The organism is Caldanaerobacter sp., assembly GCF_049701115.1.
In the GTDB taxonomy this organism is placed as follows: domain Bacteria; phylum Bacillota; class Thermoanaerobacteria; order Thermoanaerobacterales; family Thermoanaerobacteraceae; genus Thermoanaerobacter.
Window position 1 is genome coordinate 1 of record NZ_JBNATX010000014.1, and the last position, 20,085, is coordinate 20,085.

Below are 20,085 nucleotides of genomic sequence, written 5' to 3' on the forward strand. Positions count from 1 at the left end.
CCTTAGTTTAGTCGCTTTGCAACTCCGGAGCATTGACACAAAATGCCACTTAAATAAGAAGGACTTTGTTAACAAACTGAAGCGGGGTATCTCCCCGCTTTTTTAACGAATTTTTTTATTTTAGTATTTTTGTATAAATATTAGCAGGATTTTTAATGGTCTTGGGAGAATAATACTTAATAGTATGTAAACCTTACAAAATCATGGGGGGATTTTGATGTCAAGAGTTGTAAGAGCACCTCGAGGGACAGAGCTTCACTGCAAAAACTGGCAGATAGAGGCTCCTTACAGGATGATTATGAACAACCTAGATCCAGAAGTAGCTGAGGATCCTGCAAACTTAATAGTGTATGGGGGAGCAGGTAAAGCTGCAAGAAATTGGGAAGCTTTTGATAAAATAGTGGAAAGCCTTGAAAAACTTGAAGAGGACGAGACACTGCTTGTACAGTCAGGGAAACCCGTGGGAATTTTTAAGACCCATGAAATGGCTCCGAGAGTTTTGATCTCCAATGCTATGCTGGTGCCTGCATGGGCCAACTGGGAGACTTTTTGGGACCTTGAAGCAAGGGGGCTTACAATGTATGGCCAGATGACAGCAGGAAGCTGGATATATATAGGCTCCCAGGGCATTGTAGAAGGTACTTTTGAAACTTTTGCTGCTTTAGCAAAAAAACACTTTGACGGAACCTTAAAGGGCAAATTTGTTCTTTCGGCAGGTTTGGGAGGAATGAGCGGTGCTCAACCGCTGGCAATTACCATGCTAGATGGAGCCTGTCTAATAGTAGAGGTAGATAAAAACAGGATAAAGAAAAGGTTAGATACCAAGTATTTGGATGTAATGGTTGAGGACTTAGATGAAGCACTAAAGATGGTGCTTAAAGCAAAAGAAGAAGGGAAAGCCTTATCAGTTGGTTTAGTAGGTAATGCAGCTGATATTCATCCTGAACTCGTAAGAAGAGGTATAATACCGGATGTGGTTACAGACCAGACTTCGGCTCATGACCCATTAAATGGATATGTTCCAAATGGTATGACTTTAGATGAAGCTATAGCACTTAGAAAATCCAATCCTGAGGAATACGTAAAGAGAGCTAAAAAGGCGATGGCAGAACACGTTTTGGCTATGCTTGAGATGCAGAAAAGAGGAGCCATAGTTTTTGATTACGGTAATAACATAAGGAGAATGGCCTATGACGAAGGAGTGAAAGACGCCTTCAACATCCCAAGCTATGTTCCCGAGTATATAAGGGATCTGTTCTGCGAGGGTAAAGGGCCTTTCCGCTGGGTGGCCTTGTCCGGCGATCCTGAAGATATTTACAAGACAGACCAGAAGGTATTGGAACTTTTTCCTGATGACCCAATCCTCAATAGGTGGATTAGGCTGGCCAGAGAAAAAGTAAAATTCCAGGGACTTCCTGCGAGGATTTGCTGGCTAGGATACGGGCAGAGGGCAGAATTTGGCCTTGCTATAAACGAGATGGTAAGAAAAGGGGAGCTTAAAGCGCCAATTGTAATAGGAAGAGACCACCATGACACAGGTTCTGTGGCATCACCCTACAGAGAGACAGAGGCTATGAAGGATGGAAGCGATGCTATAGCAGACTGGCCAATACTAAATGCACTTTTAAACACTGCATCAGGAGCAACATGGGTTTCTGTACACCACGGAGGAGGAGTAGGAATAGGTTATTCCATCCACGCAGGAGTAGTTGTGTGTGCTGATGGGACAAAGGAGACAGATTTGAGAATTGAAAGGGTTCTGACAGGGGATCCAGGTCTTGGAATAGTAAGGCACGCCGATGCTGGATATGAAATAGCAATTAAGACTGCAAAAGAGAAAGGAATAAAAATGCCTATGCTTAAATGAATTTGAAAGGGTGTGGGAGAAGGATGAATCAGATAATTGAATGTGTGCCTAATGTGAGCGAAGGAAGAGATCAAGGAAAGATTTCTGAGCTTATAAAAGAAGTGGTTTCAACAGAAGGAGTAAAACTTTTGGACTATTCTTCAGATAAAGACCACAATAGGACAGTTATAACCTTTGTGGGGGATAAAGAGGGAGTAAAAGAAGCGGCTTTTAAACTCATAAAAAAGGCTTCGGAGATAATTGACATGAGATATCACAAAGGGGAACACCCCAGAATTGGAGCTGTGGACGTAGTTCCTTTTATTCCGGTAAAAAATGTTACAATGGAAGAATGCGTGCAGGTTGCAAGAGAATTGGGAGAAAGAGTGGGAAATGAGCTTAATATACCTGTCTATCTCTACGAAGAAGCGGCTACAACTCCTGAGAGAAAAAATTTAGAGAATATAAGGCGAGGGGAATATGAAGGCTTTTTTGAAAAGATAAAACAGCCAGAGTGGAAGCCCGATTTTGGGCCTTCCGAGATGAATCCTAAAAGCGGTGCAACAGTAATTGGAGCAAGAAACTTTTTAATTGCTTTTAATGTAAACCTTGGCACAAATGACATTGAAATAGCCAATAAGATCGCCAAAGCCATTAGATTTTCAAGCGGTGGTTATAGATATGTAAAGGCTATGGGAGTTGAGTTAAAAGAAAGAGGAATTGTGCAAGTTTCAATGAACCTTACGGACTTTAACAAAACACCAATCTACAGAGTTTTTGAGACAATTAAGGCGGAAGCTTCAAGGTATGGTGTAAACGTAGTGGGAAGTGAAATAATAGGGCTTGTACCGTCAAAAGCCTTGCTAGATGTTGCTGATTATTATTTACGATTAGAAAATTTTTCCATGGATATAATCCTGGAGAATAGGATTTACGAATGAGGTGTTAATATGAGCGCAGATTTATTGATATACAATATAGGTAAAATTTTTACACCGGCTGGAACGAAACCTCTTTGTGGAAGAGATATGGGGAAGATAGAAGTGATAGAGAATGCTTACATAGCAGTAAAGGATGGGAAAATTTTGGCGGCAGGTGAATCTCCTGCCGCAATTTCTGCAAAGAGGGAAATTGATGCAAAAGGCATGATTGCACTTCCAGGGTTTGTAGATCCCCATACCCATGTGATGCATTATGGTTCCCGGGAAAATGAAATGGCTTTAAAGCTTAAAGGTTATTCTTATATTGATATTTTAAAACAGGGCGGAGGTATTCATTCTACAGTAAGAGCGACTAGAGAGGCATCTGATGAGGCGTTGCTTCAAAAGGCTTTAAAAAGCCTTGAAATCATGCTTTCTCATGGAGTGACTACTGTAGAGGTAAAAAGTGGATATGGCCTTAATACAGACCAGGAGATACGGCTTTTAAGACTTATAAATCAATTAAAAGAACTTTCTGTTGTGGATATTGTGTCTACTTTTCTAGGAGCCCATGCTATTCCACAGGAGTTTGAAGAGAACCCTTGGGAGTATGTGGAGAAAGTAATAAATGAGATGCTTCCTAAGGTAAAAGAGGAAGACCTTGCAGAGTTTTGCGATGTATTCTGTGAGGAAGGGGCTTTTGATTATGAGCAGTCAAAGAAAATATTAGAAGAAGCTAAAAAACTAGGGTTTAAACTAAAAATTCATGCAGATGAACTTACACACAGTAAAGGTGGAGAGCTGGCTGGAATATTAGGCGCTGTAAGTGCTGACCATTTAGAAGAAGTCTCTGACGAAGGAATAGAGCTAATGAAAAAAGCAGGTACCGTGGCAGTCCTTTTGCCGGGAGTTTCTTTCTTTTTGAATAGACCTTATGCTGATGCGAGGCGATTAATTGAGAGGGGATTGCCTGTTGCATTAGGTACGGATTACAATCCAGGTACAAGCCCAACCGAGAATTTACAGCTTATAATGTCATTTGCCTATATTAAAATGAAAATGAAAGCAGAAGAAATCCTAACAGCTGTTACATTAAATGCTGCTTGTGCGATTGATAGAGGGGGTGAAATAGGGACTATAGAGGAAGGTAAAAGAGCTGATATCGTCCTGATAGATGCTCCAAATCTGGATTATATATTCTATCACTTTGGAATTAATCATGTAAATACAGTTATAAAATCAAAGGGGAATGATGTGGTTGTTATTGGAATAAAATAGTTTTTATGTTACAATGAAAATGGGTGAAGAAGAATGTTTGTTGTATCTCAGAAGTTATCAGAAATATGTGTAAAATATAAAATAGGCTTGGTGTACCTGTTTGGTTCACAAAAAGAAAATGCATTAAAATTGCTGCAAGGTGAAAAGGTAGTTATAGAAGACACTTTGCCAGACATTAAAAAATTCATTCCATATTCCGGCTAAAAGCTTTGAAAGGTATATGCGTATATTACTACTCTGAAGAGTTTAGAGATAGTTATGAAATGCAGATTTTAAGAAGAGCAGCAGATTTCAAATATATGTGCGATGAATATATTGAAGAGGTGCTGGAAGAAGATTGAAAAATGTGATGAGGAGTGTATATAGAAGAATTTGTTTCAGAGATAAAAGATAAGGTGTTGAGGGAATAGTAAAAGAAAAGGTGCCATTTGTATGCAAAGATTTTGCAAATGGCACCTTATTGGTTAAATTTAGCCTTACTATTTTAAATAATGTTTTCTCATATCTTCGTTTTCGGGCAATGATAGAATTTCTTCTAAAACTTTTTCTACCTGCTCATCATTTTGAGTTCTTGGGTCTCTGTAAAGAAGTTCTTTTATTATGTTTATGTCCCCTGTTAAAAATGCTTCTACTGCCATTTCCATTCTCATAATTCTTGGTCTTAGATAATATTTTATTACTTTTTCTGGAAGTTTAGGTTCTATTTTTTCAGGATGTATTCCTTCATTATCAACTATAGCAGGTACTTCCACGACAACATTATCTTCTATTTCTGGGATTATACCTTTATTGGGTATGTTTACTACAAATCTTTCTTTTTTGCCACTAACAATAGATTCTATAAATGGGATATGTTGTTCTTCGCTTTTCTGCTCAGGGTCCAGTATCTTTTCCATTTCCTGTAACAATTCATTGCCTTGCATTTCTTGGCTGAAAATGCCTTTTACATCACTAAATTTAGCTTTTGGATTATTTATGAAAAATTGGGCGATTTTTTTGGTAATATCAGTAATTTGACCCAAGGTTTCTTGGTACCATTTCCATCCTATTTCTGAATCTGCGCCACCCCAGGGTTCTCCATACCATTTTTTCTTTGTTTCAAGATTCTTATGGTATCGCCAGGAAGAGTTCCTTACAGTATCACCAACGGGTAAAACTCCATAAAATTTATACATATCAATGGCTGCCGGTGAGAGCTGGTCATTAAATGGATGAAGTGGTTTCCAGTCGTGAGATTTTTCTTTTATCCAATTATCGAGTTTTTCATAGGAATTTTTTTCTTCATATAAGAATCTATTTAACCATATTCCATGATTTACGCCTGCTACTTGCCAATCCACCTTATCGTGTTCAAGTTTTAATGTATCAAATACTTCTTTTAATGCAAGGTGTCCATGGCAGAATCCCACTGCCTTTATAGAAGTAGTTCGGGTGACAAGGGTTGTCCCTTCAAACACGGGATTGGCAGCTTGCAAGTACCATGCCCTTGGAGACAATTGTTCTATTTTCCTAGCAATTTCGACAAAATATTTTAGTTGATTATAATTTGAAAAAGTGTAGTAGTCTGAAACCATGTTAAATTCCTGTGCATCTATTCCTCTGTAATAACCATATTTTTCGCTAATCTGTCTGACTTTTTCTAGATAACTGTGGCCTCCTACCATTGCTGTGTTTATTACGAAGTCTGCCTCTTTTATAGCGTCTTCTAAGTTTTTTGTTTTTTCAAATTTGAGATCTCCCCCGACTTCTTCAACATATTTTGTTGCAAGAGTGTATACAGCTTCTAATCTCTCTTCATCAATGTCCATAAGGACTACTGAACTTCCATATAGAGAAGGTGTTTTACACAAATCACTTACCAAACGCAAGGAAAATATGGCGCTTCCTGCACCTATAATACCTATTTTTACAGCTGGCATTAAAAACACTCCCCTCACAAAATTTTTTATCCTTTTATTGCTCCAGCAGTTAAACCAGAGATTATCCTTTTTTGGAAAATAAGTACCATTATAATTAGAGGAACAGTTACTACAACTGAAGCTGCTGCTATATCTCCCCAAGGCAGGTCATGTTCTCCGGGAAACATTGCTATCCCAACAGGTACAGTTCTCATGGAATCCTTAGTATTAAAAACAAGTGCAAAAAGGAATTCATTCCACGCGGCTATAAATGTGAGTATAGCTGTGGTAAATAGTCCAGGAACAGCAAGGGGCATGATTATTTTTAAAAATGCTTGCATGGGAGTTGCTCCATCTACTTTTGCTGCTTCTTCAAGTTCGGAAGGAATTTCCTTAAAAAATGCTGTTAAAATCCAGAGTGAGAGTGGGATTGCAAATGTCGTGTAAGTGAGTATCAAACCTAAATAACTGTTTAAAAGATTTACACTTCTAAGGAAAAGAAATAAAGGGCTTACTATTGCTATTCCTGGAAACATAGAAACAGACAATACTAGTGAAAGTATAATAGCTTTCCCTTTAAATTTAAGCCTTGCTAGAGCATAAGCTGCGAATGAAGAAACAATTAAACTAAATATAGTTGTAGAGGAAGCTACAATAAAACTATTTTTTAGATACGTTAAAAAGGGACGTTTTGTAAAAACATTTATATAGTATCCAGTGTATATTTTACTAGGAATCCAGGTGGGTGGAATAGAAAACAACTCTTTAGGTGGTTTAAAAGAAGTAATAAATTGCCACACAAAAGGGAAGATGATATAAGTTAAAAACAAGATTAAAAACAGATAAAATAATATTTGATTTATAATTGTATGTTTTAGCTTCATTTTTCCACCTCATTATTCAAAAATGCTTTTGTCTAAAAGTCGTATATAAAACATTGCAAAAATAAATACGAAAATGAATATTATCACTGCAATTGCTGAACCCATACCGAAATCTAAATTTCTGAAAAGTGTTTTATAAGCATATATAGAGAGGACTTCTGTAGAATTACCAGGACCGCCACCTGTTAACACAAAAATTAGATCAAAAACCCTGAAAGCATCTAGTGTTCTGAAAATCAAAGCAACTAAAATAGTAGATTTTAAAAGAGGCAATGTTATAGTAAAGAATTGTCTTATACTCCCTGCACCGTCTACTGTAGCTGCTTCATACAATTCATTAGGGATATTTTGAAGCCCTGCTAAGAGCAATAAACCCATAAATGGAGCTGTTTTCCATACATCAGCAAATATAGCGGCTCCCAAGGCTAGAGATGGAGTTCCCAGCCATGCCTTATAATGGTCTATTAACCCCATTTTCATTAATATATCATTTAATATGCCAAACTGATCATTATAGATGAATTTCCACATGAGAGCAGAGACTACAGTTGGAATTGCCCATGGAATTAACACGGCAGCTCTTACTAATCCTGTTCCTCTGAAACTTTTATTCATTAAAAGAGCCATAATCATCCCCAATATTAATTCGAGTGAAACAGACACTATAGTAAACACAATGGTATTAAAAGTAGCAGACCAAAATCTTGAGTCATGAAATAGAGAAATATAATTTTGAAGTCCGACGAAATGCATTAATCCAATGAGTTGCAGTTGCATGTTGTATAAACTTAGTTTAAAGGTATTTAATACGGGATATAACGCTACCAAGACTATACATGTCAATGCGGGCGATACTAAAAAGTATCCCAGTAGTTGTTCGTTTAAATAAATTTTTCGGGGATGATGTAGTGGCAAATTTTTTTCTTTATACAATACTCTCACCTCTTTTTAGAATGAGTGGCAGCAAAAGCTGCCACTAGAAGATTTGTATGAAGAAGTACTATTTTCCGCTTTTTGCAAGTATTTCACTCAGGTCTTTTGCTACATTTTTAATAGCCTGTTCTGCAGTTATTTCTCCAGTTAAAGCCTTATGGAAATTGATTTGCATTGAATCAGACATTTGAGGATAGAATGGAGAAACTGGTCTCGGTTTTGCTGTTATAAATACGTCGTAAAAATCTGCCCAATAAGGATTTTTGGCGAGTACTTCTTTATCTTGATATAAAGATTTCAATGTTGGTAAATTACCACCTTCTAAAGCTGTGATTTTCTGACCTTCTTCACTTGTAACAAACTCTATGAATTTCCATGCTTCTTCTGGGTGTTTTGAATATTTATTTATGCCTAAGTTCCATCCACCTAATACAGGACTACCTTCTTTTCCATCTTTTCCTCTAGGAATAGGAGCTATTCCTACTTTACCTTTCACAGGTGAATCGTCTGAATTAAGTAAAGACCATGCATATGGCCAATTTCTCATGAAGATAGCTTCACCTTGCTGGAAAACATTTCTTGCATCCTCTTCTTGATATGTTGTTACTCCAGGAGGAGCAATTTTAACTAGATCAATCAAATATTGAAGTCCTGCTATTGCTTGTGGAGTGTCAATTGTGACTTTGTTGCCTTCGATAACGCTTCCTCCATTGCTATATATGAGCTCTAGTGCATCGCATACCAAGCCTTCATATTGATTTCCCTGGAACACTATTCCGTATTTTGTACCTTCTTTCCCGACATTTTCTTTTGCCATTTGAATTAGTTCGTCCCAAGTCTGAGGTGGAGTAGAGATTATATCTTTTCTGTAATAAAGTACACCAGCATCTGTAAATCTTGGTACAGCCCACACATGCCCGTTATATGTAACTGCTTCAACAGGGCCAGGGAGCATTTTAGATCTCATTTCTTTTGTAAATTTATCATCCAGAGGTAGCAACCAATTTGCAGCTGCAAATTCGGGGGTCCATATAACATCCATTGCTAAAACATCGATACTAGAATCACCTGCTGATAAAGCTGTTACATAAGTATTATGTTGTTCGTCAGTAGAATTAGGCAATTCTTGCACCTTGACTTTGATATTAGGATATTTTTTTTCAAAAGCTTCCACTAGTTTTTTTGTAGCAGGAGTAGAATCTTTACCTGTGGAATAGGTGATTGTAACTACTTCATTCTTGGATGGGGTTTGACTAGTTGAAGAGGTATTGTTAGAACTACAACTGGTTATTAAACTGACGGTTAGTAAAAGTGTGATAAATAAAACTAACAGTTTTTTACTACTCATTTCCCATTCCTCCTTTTAAAGATTTCGGTTATAATTAATTATAAGTGAAATCGGTTGCAAAAATAATGGATTTTTTTATGATTTTGTGTAGTTTTTTATAAAGTTTTAATTGGTAAGAAGGTAAGTTCATGTAGATGTTGAAATAAATTAATTGAGGTGAAGTTGAGTGCTGTACAAAAAATTGATATTTTCATATATTTTGATTATCATAATTCCATTGATAGCTGTAGGCATTGTAATCAGTACTGTAACCTTTAAGTATCTGAATGAAGAGATGAAACAAACAGCTTTTCAAACTTTAAATCAAGCAAACAAAAATTTATCTAAAATGTTTGACAATATGAAAAATGCACTTCTTTATATTTCTATGAATAGGGAGCTCCAGCATAACTTATCTCTTGAGGAAAGCGTTTCTACTTTCCAGATAAATAGAGAAGTGACATCTGTTCGCAATGGAATTTTGTACCCAGGTATATTTAATGATAATTATTCTTCAGTTGAAATTTTTGCTTTAAATAAGGAATATTATCCTTTACGGCTTGAAAGAAACAATGTGATGTCTGCGAAAATAGTCGTGAATCAAGATTGGTTTAAAAAAACAGTAGAACTAAATGGCAAATTGTATTGGTATGTAAATAGAATCTATGGCGAAAATCTAATTTCTGTATCGCGGTTAGTATATGATGTAAAAAATTTCAAAAAACCTATTGCGGTCGTTTCAGTTGATGTAGAAGTTTCTAAAATAGATACCGTTTTAAGCGACATTAAGTTAGGTAAAAATAATAAGATTTATTTAATTGATGATAAAGGGGAACTGGTATATTCTCAAGAAGAGGATGAGAATTTTAGAATCAGCCCTTTAAAAGATGTCTATAAGAATAACTCTGGTTTTCGTTTTATTAAGTTAAATGGAAAGCAAGTGATGTTAGTCTATAATACGATTTCTCCAAGTGGATGGAAACTAGTTGGGGTTTTCTCACTTGAGGAGTTGAACGAAAAAGCAAACAGGTTAAAAAACTTTATTCAATTAGTAGCGTTTATAAGTCTTTTTAGTGCTATTTTACTTTCTTTATATTTCTCATATACTATTTCACAACCTATAATAAGGCTTTCAAATAGGATGAAGGAAATTGAAAAAGGGAATCTCGATATGGAAATAGATGAGAAATGGAATGGAGAAATAGGTGTCTTGTATGCTAGCTTTAATTACATGATAAGAAGAATAAAAGAACTCATACAGGAAGTGTATCTATCTAAGCTGAGGGAAAAAGAAGCGGAGTTGAAGGCTTTGCAAGCCCAAATAAATCCGCATTTTTTGTATAATACTTTGGATTCTATAAATTGGTTAGCGGTGATAAATGGGATTCCTGAGATAAGCAAGATTACAAATGCTTTGGCTTCCATTTTGAGATACAGCATTGATAAAGGCAATAGTGTTACTACGATTGAAAATGAATTAAAATATGTAAAAGATTATATAACAATCCAAAAAATGAGATTTAAAGACCGGTTTGAAGTTTATTTTGATATAGAGGAGGAAATTTTGAGTTATAAGATAATAAAATTAATTCTTCAACCAATAGTAGAAAATGCAATAGTGCATGGTTTGGAAGATTATGAGGGCAAAGGAGAAATTTTGATTAAGGGATATTTTGAAGATGGGACAGTCGTATTTGAAATTGCCAATAATGGTAAACCTATAGATTTAGATTTTGTAAATAAGTTACTTTCTTCACCAACGAATGATGAAAAAAGTTATGGAATTCAAAATGTAAACGAAAGAATTAAACTGTATTATGGAAGTGAATATGGGCTTTTTTATGAAGTTAAAGAGGGAGTTACAATTGCAAGGATTAAAATCCCTGCTGTGAAGTAAAGGGGGAGTTTTATGAAGATTCTGATAGTTGACGATGAGCCTATGGTAAGAGAAGGTTTAAAAATTGGAATAGATTGGAGTGAAATGGGATTTGAGGAAGTGGAATGTGCTTCTGATGGGAGAAGTGCTCTTCAGGTTTTTAGCGAATTTAAACCGGATATATTACTCACAGATATACGAATGCCTTTTATGAATGGATTAGAGTTGACACAAGAAGTGAAGAAGCTTGATCCAATAATTGTTGTTATATTGCTAAGTGCCTATGATGATTTTAAGTATGCTCAGGAAGCGATAAGACTTGGTGCTTTTGATTACATTCTTAAGCCTGTTGACGTTAATACATTAAAAGAAATAGTGATGAGGGGTATTGAGAAAAGGATAGAATTGTTAGATGCCTGTAGTAAAGAAATTCCCCAGTTAAAAAAAGAAGATTTAAAGTTTTTTAAGGCCGAATATTATAAATACCCATTAAAATTGGAAGAAGAGTTATCTAAGGCTATAAAGCGAGGAGAAACTAAAGCTGCGATTGATATTTTTAATAAAATATGGGAAGAGTTTGAAAATAAGCGTTACACTGAAGACTTTATTAAAAGGTGGGGTATAGAGCTAGTTGCTGTAATTACACGCTCGATTATAGAAATAGGGGAAAGTGCAGATGTTTTGTTTAAAGAGACAGATCCTTGGAAGGAAATTTGCAAATTACCTACATTGGAAGAGATATATAGATGGATGAAAAATTTAATTGAAGTTGTATGCGAATATGTAAATCTAACCCGTAGTTATAAAAATAGAAAAATCATAGAAAAAGCTCTCGAATTGATACATGAAAATTATAAAAATCCCGATTTATCGTTAAGCAGTGTGGCAAACCATTTATATATAACTCCTACATATTTGAGCATGCTATTTAAGAGTGAAGTAGGAATTAACTTTTCAGATTACTTAACAAATTTCAGGGTAGAAAAAGCGAAGGAACTTTTGAAAGATCCAAGAAAAAAGATATTTGAAGTGGCAGAAGAAGTAGGCTATTTTGATCAACATTATTTTAGCAAGGTTTTTAAGAGCATTACAGGTTTTACCCCCAAAGAATATAGGGAAAAAATTCTGTAAGTTGACTACGTCAAACCAACATGAAATTTTAATTTATAAAGAACTAAATGGAAAATCCGCTGTTTTCATTACAAAATATGCATTTATTGATATAATAATTGTGTGAAAACATTTGAGAAGGGAGATGGTGTCATGCTAATCAATGATTCTTTAAAAGAGTATGTTGAAAAGGTTGCTTCGGCTTCACCTACGCCAGGGGGTGGGAGTGTTTCGGCAACGGCTGCAAGTCTTGGGATTGCATTGTCAAAAATGGTTTACGATTTGACTATTGGAAGAAAGTTTTATGAGGAGTATTCGGAGGACATAAAAGAAGAGATTCAAGAAGGACTTAATATCTGCAACAAGCTTTTAGATGAATATATGAGGCTTATCGATGAGGATACAGCTGCTTATGATGAAGTTATGAAAGCTTTAAAAATGCCAAAAAATACGGAGGAAGAAAAGAAGATAAGAAGTGAGGCATTGCAAAAGGCATACATAAATGCAATGAATGTTCCTTTAAAACTTGCAAGACTTTGTGGAGAAGGATTTACCCCTACTGCTTTAATTGCTGAGTATGGCAATCCCAATGCTGTATCAGATGCAGCTGTTGGTGCAATACTATTATATGCAGCTATGGAAGGAGCAGTTTTGAATGTAAAGGTCAATCTACCTTATATCAAGGATAAGAAACTTGCAGAAGAAGCCGAAAGAGAGTGCAATGAATTGCTAGATAAATACAGAAGTATAAGAGACGAGATTGTAAATAATGTATTAAATAAAATCTCTGGTGAATACTAAAAAATAATTGTGGAAGATATCTAAAGAGAGGAGGCGATTTTTAGAGAAAATATATAAGTTGTAAAGGAAAACAGAAGTATTTGAAAGTTGTTTATAAGTCTGTAAGAAGTTATAATGATGTTAGATGTCAGACAAGCTTACATGTTTACTGAGTACAAACTCAGTAAACGGTAACAAAATTTTTCTTAGGAGGTTAGATGATGAGAAGGTGGCGTGTTGTTTTAGCATCTTTGCTAGTTTTAGTGCTGGCTCTTTCAGTAGTTTTGTCAGGTTGTTCTTCAAAAACTAAACAAGAGAGCACACAGCCACAGCAGACGACTGAGGCAAATAAGAACAAGAACTTTAAAGTAGGATTGGTTACAGACGTTGGAGGCATTAATGACCGCAGCTTTAACCAGATGGCTTATGAAGGACTTCAAAGAGCTGCGAAAGAATTGGGCGTTACAGTAAATGTAATTCAGTCAAAACAAATGACAGACTACGTGCCAAACTTGACAAATTTCGCACAGCAAGGATATGACTTAGTTATTGCAGTTGGTTTTATGATGCACGATGCTACAGAAGAGGTATCACAGAAATTCCCCAATACGAAGTTTTTGATCATAGATTCTGAGATTACTGACAGACCAAACGTTGCTTCTGCTATGTTCAAAGAACAGGAAGTTGGTTATTTAGCAGGTGCATTGGCAGGACTGGTTGAAAAAGAAAAAGTTGGAAAAGTTAAAGGAACAAACATAATAGGTGCAGTTGGCGGAATGCAAATACCTCCTGTTGACCGTTTTATTGCAGGTTATCAACAGGGTGCAAAGGCAGTAAATCCTGATATAAAGATTCTCATCAATTATACTAACAACTTTAATGACCCAGCTGCAGGAAAGCAAATGGCTTTAACACAGATAAGCCAAGGTGCGGAAATCATATTCCAGGTTGCTGGAGGAACTGGTGAAGGAGTAATTAAGGCAGCTCAAGAGAAAAACCTGTATGCAATCGGTGTTGACGCAGATCAAAGCTACTTAGCTCCTGACAATGTTTTAACTTCTGCAGTTAAAAGAGTGGATGTTGCCGTTTATGATGTAATAAAAGATGCGTTAAATGGTAACTTTAAGAGTGGAATAATGTATTTCGGTTTGAAAAATGATGGTGTAGGATTGGGTAAGATTAATAAAGATGTGCCGCAGTCTATAATAGACCAGGTCAATCAATTAGCAAAAGACATTATAGATGGCAAGATTCAAGTATCTGATAAAATATCCAAGTAATCCATCGGAAATACAAAAATCGGGGGCTCAGGCTTTGAGCCCCCTTTTGGAGGTAGAGGTAGATGAGCGCTATACTTGAAGTAAGAAATATAACAAAGAGATTTCCTAAGGTTGTAGCTAATGATAATGTAAATTTGACTGTTGAAAGAGGAGAAATACATGCAATACTTGGTGAAAACGGTGCAGGAAAATCAACTCTTATGAACATTATATACGGACTTTACAAACCAGATTCCGGGCAACTTATCTTTGATGGGGAAGAACTTAATTTAAGCGGGCCTCATGAAGCGATCGAAAAAGGAATAGGAATGGTACACCAGCACTTTATGCTCATTCCGGTTTTCACTGTTGCAGAAAATATAGTGCTTGGAGCAGAGCCTAAAGGGATAACTTATGATAGAAAAAAGGCTAATGAGCTTATAAGAGAAATATCGCAAAAGTATCATTTAGAAATAGATCCTGATGCAAAAGTAAAAGACCTTTCTGTTGGGTTGCAACAGAGGGTAGAAATTTTAAAAGCCTTTTATAGAAAAGCAAAGCTTCTTATACTGGACGAGCCGACGGCAATGCTTACTCCTCAGGAGACGCAGAAATTGTTTGAAATAATGAGGGAACTTAAAAACCGAGGTATGTCCATTATATTTATAAGCCATAAGCTGGAAGAAGTGTTAGAGATATCCGATAGAGTTACGGTTATGAGAAGAGGGAAAACAGTTGGAACTTTAAAGACAAAGGAAACAAATGAACAAGAATTGGCTAATTTGATGGTGGGTAGAGAAGTTGTGCTCAGAATCGAAAAAAGTGAATATAAACCTGGAGATGTGGTTTTAAAGGTGGATAATTTGACTGTGATAGACCAGCAAAATGTTACAAGAGTTAATAATGTAAGCTTTGAAATTAGAGAAGGAGAAATATTTGGTTTGGCTGGGATAGACGGAAATGGCCAGCTGGAATTGGTAGAGGCTATAATGGGACTAAGGCCTAAAAAAGAAGGAAAAATATTTTTCTATGGGAAAGATGTAACGAATTTTTCTACAAGAGATTTATATAAAGAAGGGATTTCCTATATACCTCAAGATAGGCAAGCAGAAGGATTAGTTTTAGATTTTACAATTGCAGAAAACCTGATTCTGAGGGAATACAGATATGCACCCTATTCTAGGAAAGGAGTAATCCAGTATAAACAGGTATACGAGAATGCAGCAAAGAAAGTAAAAGAATTTGACGTAAGACCTCCTGAGTACATGCTAAAGGCCCGGAATTTATCAGGAGGTAATCAGCAAAAGGTGATTTTGGCGAGAGAAGTGGGTTATAATCCTAAGCTTTTAATTGCTGTTCAACCAACAAGAGGGATGGACGTAGGAGCAATAGAGTATATCCACAAGAGGATATTGGAATTAAGAGATAAAGGTGCGGCTATATTTTTGGTTTCTTTAGAACTAGAAGAAATAATGTCATTATCAGATAAAATTGGCGTAATATACAAAGGACAGCTTATGGATATTTTAGATGGCAAGACAGCAACAAGAGAGCAAATTGGGTTACTCATGGCAGGTTCTCGTTTTGATAAGACGACATTGGAGGCGAGATAATGAAAAATCTGTGGAAAGAACTTTATATACCAGTTGTGGCTGTATTAGTAGCAATTATTATTGGTTCCATAATAATGCTAGCTACAGGATTTGACCCTGTAAAAGCATATGTGTCTCTTTTCATAGGTGCTTTTGGGAATTTAAATAATACTGCTAATACTTTAGCAAATGCAGTACCTTTAATATTGACTGGATTAGGTGTAGCAATTTCCTTCAAGGCTGGTCTTTTCAATATAGGAGCGGAAGGTCAATACTGGATAGGCGCCATTGTGGGGGTTTGGATTGGATATAGTTTTTCTCTTCCGTGGTATTTACACATTCCTCTAGCTCTTATAGCTGCCATGATAGCGGGAGGACTTTGGGCGGGAGTTGTACCTGGTCTTGCAAAGGCATATACAGGGGCCAATGAGGTTATAACCACGATGATGATGAGCTATATTGCCATATATTTTAGCCATTTTTTACTAGAATTTGGTCCCATGATGGAAAAGGGCGGTACAATTCCTCAGTCTCCTTTGATAAAGGATAGTGCAGTTATACCGTTTTTGGTAAAAAATACCCAGCTTTCTTATGGAATTTTTATAGCTTTAGCTGCAGCGATATTTGTTTACTGGTTTATGTTTAAGACTATCTGGGGATTTGAAATGAGAGCAGTTGGTTATAATCAGAGGGCAGCAAAATATGCCGGAATGAATGTTCCTCTTAATATGGTATTTGCGTTGGGATTGAGTGGTGCTTTTGCAGGCCTTGCGGGAGCTGTTCAGATGTTGGGAGTTCAGCACAGGCTTTATGACAGTTTTACTTCTGGATATGGTTATACTGCGATAGTTGTGGCTTTGCTAGCAAACAACCATCCTATAGGTGTTATATTTGCTGCTATACTTTTCGCTGCTTTAGGGACAGGGTCACAGTATATGCAGCTTAATGCGCAAGTTCCTGGACAGATGGCAGATGTTATCACGGGATTAATTGTGTTTTTCGTTGCAGCTCACAGAATAGCAGAAGTGATAAAAGACATGCTGTCTAGGAGGCAGAAAAAGGAGGTAAAAGCATGAAGGAGATATTTTTAAACCCACAGCTTTGGGCAGCTACCATTGCTATGGCAACACCACTGGCTTTGCCAGCCCTTGGCGGTACTTTCTCTGAGAGGTCAGGTGTTGTAAACATAGCTATGGAAGGAATAATGTTGATTGCGGCTTTTTTTGCCGTAATGTTTTCTGCAATGACGGGTAATGCTTGGATAGGACTATTGGGTGCTATAATAGTAGGGATAATAGTTGCAATTATATTTGCTTGGGCAGCTGTTAGTTTGACGGCAAACCAGATAATCCTGGGTATGGCTATAAATATATTTGCTTCTGGTTTTACTGCATATCTTCTAAATACTATATACGGTTTTACCGGTACACCTGTTGATACTCCAATGCTTCCAACCGTAGAGATACCTTTTGTGAAAGATATCCCTTTTATAGGACACGTTTTAAGTGGTCATAGTGTTATAGTATATATTATGATAGTGCTTTTATTCCTTGCAGATTATTTCCTCTTTCATACTAATTTGGGTTTGAGATTGAGAGCTGTCGGTGAAAATCCAGAGGCTGCAGAGACAGCTGGAATAGATGTGATTAAATTGAGATATTTAGGTGTTGCTATGAGCGGCTTTCTCTCTGCACTGGGGGGTGCATATCTTTCTATAGGAGCGCTTAATAGTTTTAACCCAGACATGACAAGCGGAAGAGGTTATATAGCTTTGGCAGCTATGATATTTGGGAAATGGACGCCATTTGGTTCATTTGGTGCAGCTCTTCTTTTTGGATTTGCTACTGCTCTTAGCATGCAACTGCAGAACACAGCTTTTTCTAAGAACTTGATAATGATGTTACCTTATGCTTTGACAATCCTTGCATTAGTAGGGATTGGAGGCAAGAGTGTACCACCTGCTGCCGATGGTGTGCCTTACACACCTAAAAAGTAGGTATAAAGGAGCGTTTAACGATGTTATTGCCTGAAAAGAAGCCGCTTTACGAACTTGCTTTGAAGAAGATGGAAGAACTTATAAGGACGGGACAATGGAAGGAAGGTAGCAAGCTTCCTTCTGAGTCCCAACTTGCAAAACAGTTTGGGATAAGCAGAGCTACCTTAAGAGAGGCCATGAGAATTTTGGAAGAGGAAGGGCTAATTGTAAAACAGCAAGGTGTAGGCACTTTTGTGAGAAGAAAACCCCTTATAAAAAGCGGTTTGGAAGAACTCTTTAGTGTTACAACTTTGATTGAAAGGCAGGGAATGGTACCAGGAACAAAAGATTTTACGGTGTATAAACTTCCTGCAACCGAGAATGAAGCAAAACATTTGAGAATAAAGCCTGGAGATGTGATATACAAGGTGGAAAGAATCAGAACAGCCGATAATGTCCCTGTTGTCTACTGCATCGATAGATTGCCGGAAAGCATTGTGGGAGAGTCGTTTACAGGATTTGAACAGTCAATCTTTGCTTACCTTGAGGCAGAGCATTCTATAAGGATTACTTATGCCATTTCTAATATCAGGGTTATAAAACATGACCCTGTAGTAGAGAAAAAGCTTATGATGGACAAAAATGATTCTATCCTCCTTTTAGAGCAGGTCCATTATGACGAAAATAACACACCTATTCTTCTGTCATCAAACTATTTTAATGCCTCTAAATTCGATTTTTATATAGTTAGAAAAAGAACAGTGTGAAAGTAGGTGAAAAAATGGAGTACAAAGATTACCAAAAATTAATAGAAATTGCGAAAGAAGCAAGAGAAAATGCTTATGCTCCTTACTCTAATTTTAAAGTAGGGGCTTGCGTAATCACAGAAGATGGAAATATATATAAAGGGTGTAACATTGAAAATGCATCTTTTGGCCTTACCGTATGCGCAGAGAGGGTTGCCATGTTCAATGCCTACAGTGCAGGAGAGAGGAAGCTTAAAGCTATTGCTGTTGTGGCTGATACTGATGGACCTGTGTCTCCTTGTGGTGCTTGCAGGCAAGTTATGATGGAACTCGGCGGAGAAGATATGGTCGTTATATTAAGCAATATGAAGGGTGACCATGCTATAATGACTGTAAAAGATTTATTGCCAGGAGCTTTCACGTCTAAAGATATGGAAAATTAATAATAATTCTATACTAACAAAAGAGGTGATAAGATGCTGCAAAGAGTTATACTTATAGTCCTGGATAGCGTTGGAGTAGGAGCGCTTCCAGACGCATACAAGTTTGGTGACGAAGGGACTAATACTCTGGGGCATGTGGTAGAAAGGACCGGAGTTGAACTTCCTACGATGGAAAAATTGGGATTAGGTAATATCATTCCTTTGAAGACAGTAAGGCCAAATCCCAAGGCTATAGGTGCCTATGGTAAAATGGCAGAAAAATCGGCTGGGAAGGACACTACGACGGGGCACTGGGAGATTGCTGGGCTTATACTAAAAAAGCCCTTTCCTGTTTATCCTGAAGGTTTTCCAGAGGAAATCATCGAAGAATTTGAAAGAAGAATTGGAAGAAAAGTTTTAGGCAATAAACCAGCTTCAGGCACAGAGATAATAAAAGAACTTGGGGAAGAGCACATGAAGACAGGCTATCCCATTGTCTATACTTCAGCTGACAGTGTTTTTCAAATTGCTGCTCACGAAGAAGTGATACCTTTAGAAGAACTTTACAGGATGTGTGAAATTGCCAGGGAAATATTAAAGGGAGACCATGCCGTAGGGCGTGTTATTGCAAGGCCTTTTAAAGGGGAGCCGGGCAATTTTGTGAGGACGCCCAATAGAAAGGATTTTTCCTTGAAACCTTTTGGGGCTACTTTACTTGATATATTAAAAGAAGCGGGGTATACAGTCTATGCTATAGGGAAGATAGAAGATATATTTGCAGGACAGGGTATTACGGAAAGTGTCCATACTGCAAATAACGATGAAGGTATTACGGCTACGCTCGATGCAATGGATATAGTGAAAAAGGGAATCATTTTCACCAATCTAGTAGATTTTGACATGCTCTATGGCCATAGAAATGATATCGAGGGATATGCAAAGGCTCTAAAACATTTTGATGATAGACTTCCCGAGATAATCGCAAAATTAAAAGAAACGGACTTACTAATCATAACTGCTGACCATGGCTGCGATCCCACAACTCCGGGAACAGACCATACGAGAGAATATGTACCTCTTTTAGTCTATAGTCCTTCTATGGAAAAGGGTGTAAACCTTGGACTAAGAGAAACATATGCTGATGTAGCAGCAACAATAGCGGAGCTTTTTGGTGTTGGCGCTATTAATACAGGGACATCTTTTTTAAAGGAATTACCTTTGAAAGTGGGGGTATAAATC

The 20,085-nt window shown here is 36.9% G+C and carries 19 protein-coding genes; 15 read left to right on the forward strand and 4 right to left on the reverse strand.

What is annotated here, in order from left to right:
• The first annotated feature begins 217 nt into the window (after positions 1–217).
• The 5 genes from hutU to ACPLVE_RS05760 are packed head-to-tail and all read left to right on the forward strand — an operon-like array spanning position 218 to position 4,385.
• A complete protein-coding gene (gene hutU, locus ACPLVE_RS05740) occupies positions 218–1,867 on the forward strand; it encodes a urocanate hydratase (RefSeq protein WP_424610614.1) in 1,650 nt (549 codons plus the stop codon).
• A gap of 23 nt (positions 1,868–1,890) precedes the next feature.
• Complete coding sequence (gene ftcD / locus ACPLVE_RS05745; protein WP_424610616.1) at positions 1,891–2,787, forward strand: glutamate formimidoyltransferase; 897 nt, start codon at positions 1,891–1,893, stop codon at positions 2,785–2,787.
• A gap of 9 nt (positions 2,788–2,796) precedes the next feature.
• Positions 2,797–4,044, forward strand: a complete 1,248-nt coding sequence (gene hutI / locus ACPLVE_RS05750) for an imidazolonepropionase (protein WP_424610618.1) — start codon at positions 2,797–2,799, stop codon at positions 4,042–4,044.
• A 33-nt stretch (positions 4,045–4,077) separates the two neighbouring features.
• Entirely contained in the window at positions 4,078–4,248 is a 171-nt protein-coding gene (locus tag ACPLVE_RS05755; RefSeq protein ID WP_424610620.1) for a hypothetical protein, read from the forward strand.
• Positions 4,249–4,253: 5 nt separating this feature from the next.
• Positions 4,254–4,385 (forward strand): hypothetical protein, encoded by a 132-nt coding sequence (locus tag ACPLVE_RS05760; RefSeq protein ID WP_424610622.1) that lies wholly within the window; start codon positions 4,254–4,256, stop codon positions 4,383–4,385.
• Positions 4,386–4,523: 138 nt separating this feature from the next.
• Here the strand turns inward: ACPLVE_RS05760 and aglA are convergent, their stop codons facing one another.
• From aglA to ACPLVE_RS05780, 4 genes are all read right to left on the reverse strand, one after another.
• Positions 4,524–5,963 carry an alpha-glucosidase AglA gene (gene aglA / locus ACPLVE_RS05765; RefSeq protein WP_424610624.1) on the reverse strand — a complete coding sequence of 480 codons (1,440 nt, stop codon included), beginning with the start codon at positions 5,961–5,963 and terminating at the stop codon, positions 4,524–4,526.
• A 26-nt stretch (positions 5,964–5,989) separates the two neighbouring features.
• Positions 5,990–6,826 carry a carbohydrate ABC transporter permease gene (locus ACPLVE_RS05770; RefSeq protein WP_424610626.1) on the reverse strand — a complete coding sequence of 279 codons (837 nt, stop codon included), beginning with the start codon at positions 6,824–6,826 and terminating at the stop codon, positions 5,990–5,992.
• Between the two features lie 12 nt (positions 6,827–6,838).
• Positions 6,839–7,759 (reverse strand): carbohydrate ABC transporter permease, encoded by a 921-nt coding sequence (locus ACPLVE_RS05775; protein ID WP_424610628.1) that lies wholly within the window; start codon positions 7,757–7,759, stop codon positions 6,839–6,841.
• A gap of 67 nt (positions 7,760–7,826) precedes the next feature.
• The gene (locus ACPLVE_RS05780) at positions 7,827–9,107 is read right to left on the reverse strand and encodes an ABC transporter substrate-binding protein (RefSeq protein WP_424610630.1); all 1,281 of its coding nucleotides are present in this window, start codon (positions 9,105–9,107) and stop codon (positions 7,827–7,829) included.
• Between the two features lie 166 nt (positions 9,108–9,273).
• Between ACPLVE_RS05780 and ACPLVE_RS05785 the strand changes: the two genes are divergently transcribed.
• From ACPLVE_RS05785 to ACPLVE_RS05830, 10 genes are all read left to right on the forward strand, one after another.
• Complete coding sequence (locus ACPLVE_RS05785) at positions 9,274–10,983, forward strand: sensor histidine kinase (RefSeq protein ID WP_424610632.1); 1,710 nt, start codon at positions 9,274–9,276, stop codon at positions 10,981–10,983.
• Between the two features lie 12 nt (positions 10,984–10,995).
• Positions 10,996–12,093, forward strand: coding sequence for a response regulator transcription factor (locus tag ACPLVE_RS05790; RefSeq protein WP_424610634.1), 1,098 nt, complete (start codon positions 10,996–10,998; stop codon positions 12,091–12,093).
• Between the two features lie 132 nt (positions 12,094–12,225).
• The gene (locus ACPLVE_RS05795) at positions 12,226–12,873 is read left to right on the forward strand and encodes a cyclodeaminase/cyclohydrolase family protein (protein ID WP_424610636.1); all 648 of its coding nucleotides are present in this window, start codon (positions 12,226–12,228) and stop codon (positions 12,871–12,873) included.
• A 200-nt stretch (positions 12,874–13,073) separates the two neighbouring features.
• On the forward strand, positions 13,074–14,132 hold the full coding sequence (locus ACPLVE_RS05800; RefSeq protein ID WP_424610638.1) for a BMP family lipoprotein: 1,059 nt from the start codon (positions 13,074–13,076) through the stop codon (positions 14,130–14,132).
• 62 nt (positions 14,133–14,194) lie between these two features.
• Positions 14,195–15,724 carry an ABC transporter ATP-binding protein gene (locus tag ACPLVE_RS05805; protein WP_424610639.1) on the forward strand — a complete coding sequence of 510 codons (1,530 nt, stop codon included), beginning with the start codon at positions 14,195–14,197 and terminating at the stop codon, positions 15,722–15,724.
• Complete coding sequence (locus ACPLVE_RS05810) at positions 15,724–16,779, forward strand: ABC transporter permease (RefSeq protein WP_424610640.1); 1,056 nt, start codon at positions 15,724–15,726, stop codon at positions 16,777–16,779. The genes ACPLVE_RS05805 and ACPLVE_RS05810 overlap by 1 nt, the downstream gene beginning before the upstream one ends.
• On the forward strand, positions 16,776–17,699 hold the full coding sequence (locus ACPLVE_RS05815) for an ABC transporter permease (protein WP_424610641.1): 924 nt from the start codon (positions 16,776–16,778) through the stop codon (positions 17,697–17,699). Before ACPLVE_RS05810 ends, ACPLVE_RS05815 begins: the two co-directional genes overlap by 4 nt.
• A gap of 20 nt (positions 17,700–17,719) precedes the next feature.
• On the forward strand, positions 17,720–18,445 hold the full coding sequence (locus tag ACPLVE_RS05820) for a GntR family transcriptional regulator (RefSeq protein ID WP_424610642.1): 726 nt from the start codon (positions 17,720–17,722) through the stop codon (positions 18,443–18,445).
• A 14-nt stretch (positions 18,446–18,459) separates the two neighbouring features.
• On the forward strand, positions 18,460–18,867 hold the full coding sequence (locus tag ACPLVE_RS05825; protein ID WP_424610643.1) for a cytidine deaminase: 408 nt from the start codon (positions 18,460–18,462) through the stop codon (positions 18,865–18,867).
• A 33-nt stretch (positions 18,868–18,900) separates the two neighbouring features.
• On the forward strand, positions 18,901–20,082 hold the full coding sequence (locus tag ACPLVE_RS05830) for a phosphopentomutase (protein WP_424610644.1): 1,182 nt from the start codon (positions 18,901–18,903) through the stop codon (positions 20,080–20,082).
• Positions 20,083–20,085 lie beyond the last annotated feature (3 nt).